Raw genomic sequence first — 13,172 nt, 5'->3', positions numbered from 1 at the left:
TCTTCCGAACTCCGACCAGACAAAGCGCAGACACTTTCGCCGCCACCCTGCGGAACGGTATGACGGCGAACTTGCGGCTAGAGTTCCCGCCCAGGGCCGCAAGGACAATGGGCGGCGCACAGGTCCTCAGTCATGCGCGCTGAAGCGGCCGTGCGGTGCGTTGGCCGTCAGGCGCGCAAACTGCGCGTGACCCATGTGAAGCAGCGTCTCATGATCGCCGGCTTCCATATAGATGTCCGGCTGTGCCTCGAGGCTGTCGTCGACGATGATATCCAATCCGTAGCATTTGCCGACGGCAGGAACTGCACCGTGTGCACAGTCGCTGAACAGCCGATTGATCTCGGTTTCATTGGCCATGTGGACATTGTCGCCGAGGCTTGTCCTCAGGTCCGACAGGCGGAGGTGATGCGATGCGGGCAAGACGGCCAGCATGTATCCGCCGTCGCGCCGCAACACGATGCCCTTGGCGAGGCGATCGCCGGAGATATGGCATGCCTGCGCCGTTCGGGCGGACGTCATGCTGAGTTCGTGCGGGATCACCTCGTACTGGATGTTCTCAGCGGCGAGGTATTTCTGGAGGGTGGGAGCAATGGCCATAACATCACCTCCGATGCGGAATGGAAACCATCCACCGTGAGGCGATCCTGCAGACTCTCGCCATTCGATGGGCGGCTGCCTGACTAGCTCCCCAACATAGGTCTTCCATCCGCAAGCTGCAATGCAATTCCCCTCGGAGCCGCAACGGGTGTGGGCAGGAGCAGGCTTTTCGCGTGGCTCGGCGCTCTCCTACGCCGTCGTGCCGTCGATCGAGCGGCGGATCACCCGCTGCACTTCCGTATTCGACAGGAACAAATCGTGGTTGATGATGCCCCAGCCTTCCTGGGAGGCATCGACCACGCGCACACCGAGCCCTGCGATGGCGGCCTTCTCGGCCGCGCCGACGCGGGTCATGCCGCCGGCGAGCTGCCCCGACAGCGCCAGTGCACGATCGTTGGTCGAGGCGATCACCGTGATCTTGCCGGCGAGAGGGCCGATGCGCTGGATCGCCGACGAGAACACGTCCATGTCGATGTCGGGCGCGGCAAACACCACCGCGCCAATCTTGCTCGTCACCGTGTCGCCGTATCTCCCATGGAGCTGGCGCAGGCTTTCGAGGGTCAGCATGGTTCCCATGCTGTGGGCGACGATGTGCACGCGCCCCGCCCCCGGCGCCGACACCAGCGCAGAGAGCACGCGCTCGAAATTGTCGCGCGACCACATCGCGCTGTCGCGGTCATAGGCGTAGTCGAACAGTCCTGCCTTGGAAGGCCAGGAGAACGCCATGGTCCGGCCGCGGAACTTGATCCCATCGGAAAGGTGGGCTGCATCCAGCACCGCCGTCTCGAATGTCTGCTTGAAACCGTGCACATAGATCAGCACGTCCCCGCCGCCGGCCTGCGCAGCGAGATCGCCGGCGTCGGCCGGGACCGGCTCGATCCGGTCGAGACGCCAGTTCTCGAGTCCGACCGAGGCGAGGGAAAGCCGGCTCTCGTCCGGCGCCGTCAGCTTCGCCCGCGCGACCGTCATGCTCGTCGCACGCTCCGGCCCGAACCAGGGTTTTGCGCGGCCGCCGTTCACGGGCTTGCGTGTGGTGACGACAAGCAACGTCGGATCGACGGAGAGCGAGGAGGCGTCGAAGCGCGCGCCGGTCGCACCGAGGCCAGCGCATCCGCCAAGCGCCAGCGCGCTACCCGTCGACAGGAGACCGCCGATGAGAGCGCGGCGCGACATGGAATGATTTGTTTGGAGAAGACGTCGACCTATCACTGGGAACCCATGGGAACTTTGCCCCCGACAGCCGCCCCATCTGCTCTCTGAATGACAATGGGGGCGAGATCGCGGCGGAGCCGCCTCGCGCCGCGTTTGCTGAAAATATAGCGAACGTCGTCCAGATCGTTCGGCAGGAACTCGCGGACGAAGGCAATCACGAGAGGCTTGCCGAGGTCGAGGTCTCGTGAGTTCGGGATCTGCAAGTATTTGGTCTCGTCCTCGATATCGTCAGGCAGTTCGTCGCCCTCGAGCTCCTGGAGGTCGTCCTGATCGAACTGGTAGTAGATCTTTCCTGTCTGCCTGCAGACGAAGGTGCGGCACTCCACAACGCCGCTGATGTCGGCGAACTCAAAAGCCTGGAGGATGTCTCCGAATTTCACGCGCATTGGACACCTTGCCAATGGACCGACGCCGCAATGTCTGCAATCGGCCCGAACAGTATAAGGGGATCGTCCTTCGAGGCAATGAACCCTCGCCGTGTCCAGAAGGCAACTGCCCCGGCATCGACGGCAGAACACACCGATCCGCTGTCAACCCCTCCCGCCAAAAATATTCCACTTTACCGAAATTCGGATTTGTCGTATGTGTCGGCCATTCCAGCCCACCAAGGGGCGGTCGTACGTCGTTTCGAGCGCGGGCTGGAAGTTGCGGTGGACGCGGGCGGCGTTAAAGGCGGAGCTTGCGCGTGCAGGGCGAGATGAACCTCGTGAGCATGCGGGACCCGCGAAGACGAACGGCGCCCCTGCGTACGGCGAAACGGTGTGGTCCTGGCCGTCGTTGCTACGGTCAAGCCTTGGCGAAGACGTCATCGCGTCAACCGGCGCGGTGCCGTGACTTTTGCGGAGGCGAGGGAGGCCAGAAGGAACTCGGCTCCCGGGAGAGCGCGGCATAGGCCCTCAAACCATCGCGCAGGGAAGGCCTGGTTTCGGCTGCCCTGTGTCTCCCCTGTGCACTGCGTGTGCATTCGTTCAGCGCAGGGGTCTTATGGGTGCCAGCTGGCGCCCGGTCTTCCCTGCGCCCTTTCCTTGAGGGGTGTGTGAAGCGGAGCATAGCTCGGGCGGATCAAGCCGCGAGAACGCGAGGGTATGCCGATTGGATCGGCGGATTGACGCAGCGGCATTGTTGGGCTCCGGTCCGATACACTTCCTGCGTTCACCGGCCTCACTTGCAAGCATGCTGCATCGGCATCAGTGGTGGTGGTCGTTCTCACGAGAATATGCACTATGCGCGCCGATGCGCCTCCGAAGCTGCTGCCGGGCCTTCGGAAATTCTGGCAATTGCTTTTCGGAGTGACGAGATGAGCGGTTTGGTGATCTCTGGCGGCCGGGTGGTGGATCCCGCGAGCGGGATGGACGCCGTTGGGGATGTGGCGGTGGTGGACGGCAGGGTCGCCGCCGTCGGCACGGGCCTCGGCAGCGCCGAACGGGTGATCGACGCAACTGGGCTCGTGGTGGCGCCGGGCTTCATCGATCTGCACGCCCATGGCCAGTCGATCCCGGCTGACCGCATGCAGGCGTTCGACGGCGTCACGACCACCCTCGATCTCGAGGCCGGCGTGCTGCCGGTCGGGTCCTGGTATGAGCGCCAGGCGCGAAAGGGCCGCGTGCTGAATTATGGCGCGGCCACCAACTGGGCCTTTGCCCGCATCGGCGCGATGACGGGCTCCAACGCGGAGAGCTCGCTGGAAGCATTCGGCAACGCCATGCGCGACCGTCGCTGGATGGACAACGTCGCAACCGATGCGGAGGTGTCGGGCATTCTCGAGCGTCTGGCCCGCGGCCTCAACGAGGGCGGTATCGGCATCGGCATCCTCAACGCCTATGCGCCCGGCGCCGGCGTGCAGGAGCTGACCGCAGTGTGCCAGCTGGCCGCGAAGCAGGACGTCCCCACCTTCACCCATGTCGCCTTCATGTCGCGCATCGATCCCGAGAGCGCAGTGGAAGCCTATATCCGCCTGATCGGCTATGCCGGCGCCACCGGCGCGCACATGCACATCTGCCATTTCAACTCGTCGAGCAAGACCGACGTCGAGCGTTGCCGCGTGCTGATCGAGAAGGCGCAAGGACAGGGCCTGCCGATCACGGTCGAGGCTTATCCTTACGGCACCGGCTCGACCGTGCTGGCCGCGGCCTTCTTCAGTGATCCCCAGTTCGTCGAGCGCAACGGCACCGGTTACGATTCCGTGCAGCGCGTCACCGACGGCTACCGCTTCCACGACCGCGAGGAGCTCTTGAAGGCGCAGGCCGAGGAGCCGTCCTCGCTGGTGCTCTGGCACATTCTCGACACCGAGAACAATGCGCACCACCGCGACCTGCTCGATATGTCGGTGCTGTATCCCGGCGGCGCGATCGCCTCCGACGCGATGCCGTGGACGCTGTCGGACGGCTCAACCTACACCGGTGATGCCTGGCCGCTGCCGGATGATGCGACCTCGCATCCGCGCTCGGCCGGCTGCTTCACGAAGTTCATCCGTGAATGGGTGCGCGAGCGCAAAGCCGTGTCGTTGCTGGAAGGCGTGCGCAAATGCGCGCTGATCCCGGCGGAGATCCTCTCGCAGAGCACGCCGGCGATGCGGAGCAAGGGCCGGCTGGCGAAGGACGCGGATGCCGATATCGTCGTGTTCGACTACGAGAAGCTTTCGGACCGAGCGACTTTCACGGCGATGAACCGGCCCTCTGAGGGTGTACGGCATCTGGTCGTCAGCGGTCAGGTGCTGATCAGCGACGGCATGCTCGATGTGACCGCGCGGCCGGGCAGGCCCGTGCGGCGGCCTGTGGTCGAGGGCTGACCCATGCCGGTCCCCATTCTCCTGGTGACGGGCTTTTTGGGGGCGGGCAAGACCACGGTCGTCAACCATCTGCTGGCGCATGCGGAGGGGCGGCGGATCGCTGCCGTCGTCAACGATTTCGGCGCCATCAACATCGATGCGGAGCTGATCGCGGGCGCGAGCGACGGCGTGGTCAGCCTTGCCAATGGCTGCATCTGCTGCTCGCTCGAGGGCGATCTGCTCCGCACGCTTTCGACGCTGCTGCGGCGTGATCCCAAGCCCGATTGTATCGTCATCGAGACCAGTGGCGTTGCCGATCCCGCCGACATCGTGCGCAACCTAATGGACCCCGTGATCCTGCGCGAGGCGCAGCTGGAGACGGTGCTTTGCGTGTTGGACGCAGGGACACCGCCTTCGGCTCTGGACGACGCGCTGATGCGGTCGCAGCTGCGCGTCGCCGATATCGTGGCATTGAGCAAGCTGGATCTGGCGGGCGCGGGCGCGGGGGTGCGGATGCGTGACGCCATCCGCGCCCAGCGCGTGCCCGCGGTGGTGGTCGAGGCACAGCACGGCGAGATTCCCCCCGCGCTGCTGTTTCCCGCCGGTGCCGACCGCGCTCCGGCGCCGCGCGAGGTGGGACCGAAACGGCCGGCGGAGGAGCGCTTCGAGGCACTGAGCTGGACCTCGGATAAGCCGGTCTCGTTGCCGCGCCTGCAGCAGGCCATCAGCCGCCTTGCACCGAAGCTGGCGCGCGCCAAGGGCCTGTTCGAGACGCTCGAGCAGCCCGGCCGCACGATGGTGTTTCAGTTCGCCGCCGGCCGCGCGACCCTGGCGCCTGGCGATGCGCCGACACCGGGCGCGGCGCGGACGCGCATCGTCTTCATTGCCGAGCTTGGCATGCTCTCGAAGGCGGAGCTCGATGAAGTCATGGAGGCGTGCGTTGCCGGCGGCTGAGGTGAGGGGTAGGGTCAACCGCTTCCGCCATTAGCCACCACCTCTCCTCTTGCCGAGTCGATCCGAGGCCGAACTATGCCGCCAAATATGCCACCCGCCCCCGCTGATGCTGCCTCGCGCCGCGCTGCCAAGCCGGCCATCGTCTATCCGGCCGGGACGATGCCCGGGCCGGACATGGCCGCGCTCGAAGCAGTCCGCCGTGCCGCGGTCAAGACGCACGAGCTTATCGTGCCGCCACGCGATGCCCGTGCCTTTCGCGTGGCGCGCGGCCAATTCTTCCGCATCGTTAGCATCGAAGGCCCTCAGGTCGGTGACCTCAATCTCTGGAATGCAGACGATCTCTCCGAGCGCTTCTTCAGCGGCAAGACGCGAGCGCTCCATGGTACGCATGTCGGCATCGGTGACCGGCTCTGGAGCAATATGCCCTATCTTCGGCCGATGGCGACCATCAGCCACGATACGCTCGGCTGGTACGGCTTCGACGCCGACGGCGCCGGCATTCACGATGTGATTGGCACGCGCTGCGATCCCTATACAAATCTCCTGCTGAACGGCACGGCCTACGATTTTTGCTGCCACTCCAACCTGTCCCGCGCCCTCGCCATCGAATTGAAGGCGGATCCGGCCGCAGTGGAGCATCATGTCCACGACGTGCTCAACGTCTTCATGTGCACCGGCTTCACTGGGGATACGCACCAATATTTCATGAAGGCAAGTCCGGTCCGCCCCGGCGACTTCATCGAGCTCTTCGCGGAGATCGACCTGCTCGGCGCGCTGTCGGCCTGTCCGGGTGGAGACTGCAGCGCAACCCATTCCAGCGATGCCGCGGCATGCCATCCGCTCAAGATCGAAATCTTCGAGCCGGATCGAACGGCCCTGAAAGGCTGGACTTGGCCCACGCCGAGCGCGTATCACCGTCACCACGGTGCGCATGCAGGACGCTGAATCTCAGTCCTCGACCGGCAATCCGTCGCCGTGCACCTCACGCGAACTGCGCGATGCCGTGACCGACGGACCAGTTCTCCTTGGGCGCGTCGAGCACGTTGACGAACACGTCCTCGGGCCTGATCCCCGGGTTCTCGCCGAGCAGGTCGGCGATCCGACGATACAGCGCTTTCTTCTGCTCGGCCGTGCGCGAGGCGAACACGGTGATCTGGATCAGCAGGGCGTCTTCGCTGCGCTCGACGCCGTAAGCATTGCCGCAGCGGAAGTTGGCCGGCTCATGCTCGGTGATGGCCATGAACGCATCGCCTTCGGGCACGTTCAGGGCCTCGCGCATCGCGCGGTAAAGTCCGTCCAGAATCGCCTGCCGGTAGCTTTGCGGCTTACCGGCGCGCATCGAAATGTGGAGGAGAGGCATCACGCGGCCCTTTGCATGCGGTCCCGGCTGACACGGCGATGTGAACGCCGCCGGCTCGGCCAATTCAGAAAAACGGACTATCAATCTCGATCGGTTTTTGACACGATGTCGAGAAAGCATATTCTTGACGGCATGTCAAATACTTTGCGGAGCCAAGCTTGAGACCGCGCGAGTTCGATCATGACGAGGTTCTGCGCATCGCGTTCGACCAGTTCTGGCGCAAGGGCGTGCGCGGCACCTCGCTGTCCGACATTGCGCGCGATGCGGCGGTCCAGCGCGGGAGTCTCTACAATGCCTTCGGCAGCAAGGAGGCGTTATTCCTGCAGGCCTATGAACGCTACGCGGGGGATTATCTCGCCAAGCTGCAAAAGGCGCTCGGGGCAGGTTCCTTGCGCAAGCGCCTCACCGCGTTCTTCGATCTGACCATCACCAATTTCCGCTCGGGCACGCCGCCGCGCGGCTGTCCGACGACGCGCGGGCTGATGGAGCTCGGCGGCGCCGAAGGCGAGGGGCTCGACGACAACGCGCGCCAGGCTTTTGCGAACCTGATCTCGCGCATCACCGCACTGCTTCAGGACACGTTGGCCGCTGGCGCGGCGCGGGGCGAGTTCGACGGCAATCCCGCGGCTGCGGCGCTGCAGATCGTCACCGTGACGCGCGGCCTCGCCGTGCTCGAGCGTGCCTTCGGGGACGAGCCCCAATTGCGCAAGATCGCCGCGCACACGATCGATCTCGTGCTCGGCAGGAATGGCGGATAGGTGTCAGCACAGCGCGAGCGCGTTGACCGCGCGTGTCGCAGCATCCTCCTTGCCGGAGCCAACGACCTGGCCAACGGTGGATTCGAGCTCGCCCGGCTGCTTGCGGCGCGCGACCGCCAGCAGTCGCATCAATTCCGCCTCGTCCTTGGAAAGCCGCCTGCAGGACGGCGGCATGAAGCACAGCTCGCAGGGCCGCTCCTTGCGCAGGATCCTGACGAGCGCGGCCGCGCGCGCGACCAGCAGCGGGCTGTCGGCAATGCCGGGCGCTTCCTCGGCAAAGCGATAGGCCGCTTCCCAGCAATCCGATGCGCCGGTCGCATAGGCCGCTCCGATGAAGCGGAGCAGCGCCAGCGCGAGGCGGGAAAAATCATCGTAGCTGTCGATGTCCGGCCGGGTCGCAAGCGCGGCCTGGAGTGGACAGAGCAGCGGCTCACCAGCGTCCGACGTCGGCTCGGAATCGCAACTGGCCCGCATCGTGAACGATCTCGTCAATGCAACGTCGCGCTGCCCACGAACCAGCTCTTCATCGCCAATATCCCGTCATGCTCGACAGGCTGCACGTGCCGGTCGGGCAGGGCGAGGCCGGCCATGCGGAAGATCGTCGCAAGCCCCAGGACCGGCGCGAGCGCCCAATCGGCGCCGATCGGCGGCAGCCAGCGCTCGAACTGCTCGCGCGCGACATCGACGCGGTCCTGCTGGGCCGCGGCAATCGCGCGCAAGATTCCGCGCTCGCTGTCGGACATGCGCGGACAGGTGGGGCAGTGCACTTCGATCGCGGTATGCGCGGTGCAGGCAAAGATCTCGATGATGGAATCCAGCGACAGCACGGCATCGCCGACGCGAAAATGGTCGTACACCTGCTGGATATCGGCCGCCGTCGGGACGGCGCCTCCGCTACGCGCCTTCGCCCGAAATCCCCAGATGAAGAGACGCTCCGCTGCGCTCAGCGCAGGAAGATCGACGGGCCTGGTGTATGTCGATCGATGCATTGTGCTTCTGGCCTCCGGCTGCGCTCACGCCAGCGCTGGCGCGGATGATCTGCGCCGATCGTTCTGCCAAAGAGCTCTCCAAGTCAACGCGCGGAGAGGCGATGTCGAGGTGTTCTAGATTGGAAGAATTCGTATCTCGGGTGACGTCGGTCTCGCTTGTCTCGTGGCCATACGAGCGTGCCGGTAACGTCCCCGCAAAATTTCGGAGTGTCGGGAACCCGAATGCTTAAAGCTTTGCTAAGAGAAGCGGGATAATCTGGCATATCAGCCCTTCCAATTCCTGTGAGCACCGATGATTTTCTCCCGCATCAGTTTCAAGCTGGTCCTGATTGTCGGCATCAGCCTCCTCGGCATGATCGCGTTGGCGCCGGTCGCCCTCTCGACCCTGCGCACGCAGATGGTCGCCGACCGTCAGGCCAAGACGCAGCAGATGGTCGATGTTGGCTACGGCATCCTGGCGCACTACCAGAAGCTCGAGAACGAAGGAAAGCTCTCGCGCGAGCAGGCGCAGGCCGGCGCGATGGCCGAGATCAAAAGTCTGCGCTACGACAAGGTCGAGTATTTCTGGATCAACGACATGACCCCCAAGATGGTCATGCATCCGATCAGGGCCGAGCTTGACGGCAAGGATCTCTCCGGGATGAAGGATCCCGCCGGCAATGCGCTGTTCATGGGCTTCGTTGACGTCGTCAACAAGAAGGGTGCGGGCTTCTACGGCTACCTCTGGCCGAAGCCCGGCTTCGACCAGCCGGTCGGGAAAATCTCCTATGTGAAGGGCTTTGCGCCCTGGGGCTGGATCATCGGCACCGGCATCTATCTGGACGACGTCGATGCCGCCTTCCGCCAGAACGCGATGACCTTCGCCTATATTTGTCTCGCTGTGCTGGTCGTGGTGCTCGGCGCCTCCTTCCTGATCGGCCGCAGCGTCACCCGGCCGCTGGCCCGGATCACCGCGCTGACCGAGCGCCTTGCCGCCGGCGACAGCGCCTTCGACGTGCCCTACACCGACCGCCGCGACGAGGTCGGCGGCCTCGCCAAGGCGCTCGCCGTGTTCAAGGACAATGCATCGGCGGTGAGCCGGATGCATGCCGAGCAGCAGGAGCTGAAGCAGAAGGCCGACGAGGAGAAGCGCAAGACCATGACCGATCTCGCCGGCAAGTTCGAGGCGAGCGTCCAGGCCGTCGTTCGAGACGTCTTCGACGAGGCCCGCGCGATGCAGCAGGCCGCGCAGGGCATGTCGGAAACCGCCAACAAGGCGAGCGACCGTGCGAGCTTCGTCGCCACCGCGTGCCAGCAGGCCTCGAGCAACGTGCAGACGGTGGCCTCGGCCGCGGGCGAATTGTCGGCCTCGATCGCCGAGATCAGCCAGCGCGTCGCGCAGGCCGCGACAGTGGCCGACAAGGCCGCCGCCGACGGCCAGCGCACCAACGACACCGTGCAGGGCCTTGCCGCCGCCGCGCACAAGATCGGCGAGGTCATCGACCTCATCAACCAGATCGCCTCGCAGACCAATCTGCTCGCGCTCAACGCCACCATCGAGGCGGCGCGCGCGGGCGAGGCCGGCAAGGGCTTTGCGGTGGTCGCGAGCGAAGTGAAGTCGCTGGCGAGCCAGACCGCGAAGGCGACCGACGAGATCGGCGCGCAGATCACCGCGATCCAGGCCGAGACCAATCAGGTCGTCGGCAACATCGAGAGCATCCGCGCCACCATCATGGAGGTCAACGAGATCTCCTCGTCGATCGCCGCCGCGGTCGAGGAGCAGGGCGCCGCGACGAAGGCGATCGCGCACAGCGTGCAGGAGGCGGCCTCCGGTACCGATCAGGTCTCGCACAACATCTCCGGTGTCACCGATGCGACCGCCGAGACCGGACAGGCCGCCGGCCTCGTGCTGCAATCGAGCGGCCGGCTGACGCACAAGCTGCAATCGCTGCAGGACGAGGTCAGCGCCTTCGTTGCGGGCGTGCGGGCGGCTTAGTATAGCGGGAGGATGGGCCAAAACTCCGATCGACGCGCGCGCATCCTCCTGATCAATCCGAACAGCAACGATGCGACCACCACGATGATGGTGGCGATCGCAAGGTCCGCTGCCACCGATGGTTTCGACATCGTCGGCGCCACGGCAACGCGTGCGCCCACGATGATCGTCTCGGCGGACGCGCTGGAGGCGGCTGCGCTGGAGGTCGAGGAGATCGCGCGTCTCCGTGACGGCGAGTGCGACGGCGTCATCGTGTCGGCTTTCGGTGATCCTGGCCTCGCCGGGATCAAGGCGGCGATGAAGCTGCCCGCCGTCGGCATCGGCGAATCCGCGATGCTGGAAGCCGCCGGGAACGGTCGCCGGTTCGGCGTGGCGACCACGACGCCGTTGCTGAAAGCGAAGATCGATGCATTGCCTGATACGCTGGGCTTGCGCGCGAGCTACACCGGCACGCGCTTCGCCGATGGTGATCCGCAACAGCTGATGCGCGATCCGGCGCAGCTGCGCGCAGCGCTCGCCGGCGCGGTTGAGGCCTGCATTGTGCGAGACAGAGCGGAAGCGGTCATCATCGGCGGCGGGCCGCTGGGTGAAGCGGCGCGCGAGCTTCAGCCGATGTTCGCGGCGCCAATCATCGCCCCGATCCCATCTGCCGTGCGACGGATCATTCGTCTCGTCGCGGCGTAGCCCCGGTTTTTCCGCGCCGCGGCATCGGCCGTGCTGCGGAAAACTGTTTTCCTTGACATGAACTCTGCGGTGCTCGACGTGTAACGAGGTCGAGCGATGCTGCCTTGCGTCCCTCGCGAAAAGAAAAGCAACACGGGAAGGACGTCATGAACACGGGCCTCGACGAGAATGACTACCTCGCCACCTTGCGCGGCCTGTGGGACAAGGCCTGGCCGAAGAGCCTGCCGCGCTCGCCCAACTATCTGCACGGCGAAGTTCCCCTGACGGAATATCTGCGCACCTGGGCAAAGCGGAGTCCGGAGCGGCCCGCGGTGATCTTCTACGGGCATGTGACCACCTATGCCGATCTCGATCAGAAGAGCGATCGCTTTGCGGCGCTGTTGCAGGCAAAGGGCGTTCGCAAGGACGATCGCGTCGCCGTCTTCCTGCCGAACTGCCCGCAATTCCACGTCGTGTTCTTCGGTATCCTGAAGCTCGGCGCGATCCACGTTCCCATCAGCCCGCTGTCGCGCGCGTTCGAATTGTCCTACCAGCTCAACGACACCCAGGCCGAGGTGATCGTCGCGCTCGACCAGCTCATGCCTATCGTTGATCAGGTCCGCGGCGAGGTGCGCCTGCGCGAGATCATCGTCACCAGCTTCGCCGATGTCGTGCCGGCGGCGCCTGCGTTTCCCGCGCCGGGCTCGATCCGCACGCCGCGCGTTGCGGTCTCCGGCGCAACTGATCTCCTGCCGGCGCTCGCGGCACTGCCCGCACCGACCCCGCTGCCGCCGCCCCACCTCGATGATGTCGCCGCGCTCAATTACACCGGCGGCACCACCGGCATGCCCAAGGGCTGCGTCCATACCCATCGCGATATGGTCTACACGGCCGCCGCCAATTACGGCATCTCGTTTCCCTCGGATGAGAGCAGCGTGTTCCTGTCGTTCTTTCCGGAGTTCTGGATTGCGGGCGAGAATTCCGGTCTGATCTTCCCGCTGTTCTCGGGCGGCACGCTGGTTCTGCTCGCGCGCTGGGACGCTGTCGGCGCGATGGCGGCGATCGACAAGTACAAGGTCACGATGACGGCGATGCCGGTCGACAGCGCGGTCGAGATGATGGACCATCCGCGCTGGAGCGAGTTCGACCTGTCGTCGCTGCAACAGGTGCGCGTGGTCTCCTTCGTCAAGAAGCTCAACGCCGGCTATCGCAGGCGCTGGAAGGACCTCACCGGCACGATCCTGATGGAGGCGGCCTGGGGCATGACCGAGACCCACACCTCCAATACTTTCACCGCTGGCTTTCAGGACGGGGATTTCGACCTCAACAGCCAGCCGATCTTCGTCGGCCTGCCGGTCCCCGGCGCCGAGTTCAAGATCACCGATTTCGAGACCGGTGCGCTGCTGCCGCTGGGAGCCGAAGGCGAGATCCGCGTGCGTACGCCGTCGCTGCTCAAGAGCTACTGGAACAAGCCCGAGGCGACGGCGGAATCGCTCGTCGACGGCTGGTTGCGCACCGGCGATATCGGCACCATCGACAAAGACGGCTTTCTGCACTTCCTCGGCCGGCGCAAGGAGATGCTGAAGGTCAAGGGCATGAGCGTGTTTCCGCCGGAGATCGAGGCGTTGCTGGGGCAGCATCCGAAGGTGCTGGGCTCGGGCGTGGTCGGCCGTGATGATCCGGACAAGGGCCAGGTGCCGGTCGCTTATATCCAGCTCAAGCCGGAAGCGATCGGCACGGTCTCAGAACAGGAACTGCGCGCCTGGTGCGCCGAGCGCATGGCCGTCTACAAGGTTCCGGAAGTCCGCGTTATCGATGCGCTGCCGTTGACGGCAACGGGCAAGGTCAGGAAGCAGGACCTCATTCCAAATCCTCCTGCCGTCCAGTGAGAGAGACG

13 protein-coding genes are annotated in these 13,172 nt (G+C 65.1%); 7 read left to right on the top strand and 6 right to left on the bottom strand.

The genetic code is table 11. The annotated features are described in order from the left end of the window. Positions 1 to 126: 126 nt before the first annotated feature. The 3 genes from I6F31_RS16825 to I6F31_RS16815 form a co-directional block, all read right to left on the bottom strand. Positions 127 to 597: a YbaK/EbsC family protein gene (locus tag I6F31_RS16825; protein ID WP_036009608.1), complete on the bottom strand. Its 471-nt coding sequence runs from the start codon at positions 595 to 597 to the stop codon at positions 127 to 129. Between the two features lie 189 nt (positions 598 to 786). After that, positions 787 to 1,770, bottom strand: coding sequence for an alpha/beta fold hydrolase (locus tag I6F31_RS16820; protein ID WP_051056989.1), 984 nt, complete (start codon positions 1,768 to 1,770; stop codon positions 787 to 789). Positions 1,771 to 1,802: 32 nt separating this feature from the next. Continuing rightward, on the bottom strand, positions 1,803 to 2,195 hold the full coding sequence (locus tag I6F31_RS16815) for a hypothetical protein (protein ID WP_051056991.1): 393 nt from the start codon (positions 2,193 to 2,195) through the stop codon (positions 1,803 to 1,805). 911 nt (positions 2,196 to 3,106) lie between these two features. Here I6F31_RS16815 and I6F31_RS16810 point away from each other — a divergent pair. The 3 genes from I6F31_RS16810 to I6F31_RS16800 all read left to right on the top strand — a co-directional run bounded on the left by I6F31_RS16810 (position 3,107) and on the right by I6F31_RS16800 (position 6,475). Beyond that, positions 3,107 to 4,597, top strand: coding sequence for an amidohydrolase family protein (locus tag I6F31_RS16810; RefSeq protein ID WP_036009609.1), 1,491 nt, complete (start codon positions 3,107 to 3,109; stop codon positions 4,595 to 4,597). Positions 4,598 to 4,600: 3 nt separating this feature from the next. Further along, entirely contained in the window at positions 4,601 to 5,530 is a 930-nt protein-coding gene (locus tag I6F31_RS16805; RefSeq protein WP_036009611.1) for a GTP-binding protein, read from the top strand. A gap of 75 nt (positions 5,531 to 5,605) precedes the next feature. Beyond that, complete coding sequence (locus I6F31_RS16800) at positions 5,606 to 6,475, top strand: DUF1989 domain-containing protein (RefSeq protein ID WP_225185747.1); 870 nt, start codon at positions 5,606 to 5,608, stop codon at positions 6,473 to 6,475. 37 nt (positions 6,476 to 6,512) lie between these two features. Here I6F31_RS16800 and I6F31_RS16795 read toward each other — a convergent pair whose 3' ends face one another. Continuing rightward, on the bottom strand, positions 6,513 to 6,890 hold the full coding sequence (locus tag I6F31_RS16795) for a tautomerase family protein (RefSeq protein WP_109145972.1): 378 nt from the start codon (positions 6,888 to 6,890) through the stop codon (positions 6,513 to 6,515). Positions 6,891 to 7,048: 158 nt separating this feature from the next. Here I6F31_RS16795 and I6F31_RS16790 point away from each other — a divergent pair, with 158 nt between their 5' ends. Then, positions 7,049 to 7,648, top strand: coding sequence for a TetR/AcrR family transcriptional regulator (locus I6F31_RS16790; RefSeq protein ID WP_036009632.1), 600 nt, complete (start codon positions 7,049 to 7,051; stop codon positions 7,646 to 7,648). A gap of 3 nt (positions 7,649 to 7,651) precedes the next feature. On the opposite strand, the gene I6F31_RS16785 is transcribed toward I6F31_RS16790, so the two are convergent. Then, positions 7,652 to 8,122, bottom strand: coding sequence for a hypothetical protein (locus I6F31_RS16785; RefSeq protein WP_109145255.1), 471 nt, complete (start codon positions 8,120 to 8,122; stop codon positions 7,652 to 7,654). A 14-nt stretch (positions 8,123 to 8,136) separates the two neighbouring features. Beyond that, positions 8,137 to 8,637 (bottom strand): hypothetical protein, encoded by a 501-nt coding sequence (locus I6F31_RS16780; RefSeq protein WP_109145254.1) that lies wholly within the window; start codon positions 8,635 to 8,637, stop codon positions 8,137 to 8,139. Between the two features lie 292 nt (positions 8,638 to 8,929). Between I6F31_RS16780 and I6F31_RS16775 the strand changes: the two genes are divergently transcribed. The 3 genes from I6F31_RS16775 (at position 8,930) to I6F31_RS16765 (ending at position 13,164) form a co-directional block, all read left to right on the top strand. Further along, entirely contained in the window at positions 8,930 to 10,612 is a 1,683-nt protein-coding gene (locus I6F31_RS16775; protein WP_225148041.1) for a cache domain-containing protein, read from the top strand. Positions 10,613 to 10,624: 12 nt separating this feature from the next. Further along, entirely contained in the window at positions 10,625 to 11,296 is a 672-nt protein-coding gene (locus tag I6F31_RS16770) for an aspartate/glutamate racemase family protein (protein ID WP_225148040.1), read from the top strand. Between the two features lie 146 nt (positions 11,297 to 11,442). Beyond that, on the top strand, positions 11,443 to 13,164 hold the full coding sequence (locus tag I6F31_RS16765; protein ID WP_225185746.1) for an AMP-binding protein: 1,722 nt from the start codon (positions 11,443 to 11,445) through the stop codon (positions 13,162 to 13,164). The last annotated feature ends 8 nt before the right edge of the window (positions 13,165 to 13,172 follow it).

Source organism: Bradyrhizobium sp. NBAIM01, from assembly GCF_020194115.1.
Classification (GTDB): domain Bacteria; phylum Pseudomonadota; class Alphaproteobacteria; order Rhizobiales; family Xanthobacteraceae; genus Bradyrhizobium; species Bradyrhizobium yuanmingense.
The sequence above is the reverse complement of the archived record's forward strand: the minus strand, read 5'-3'. Positions and strand labels throughout refer to the sequence as shown.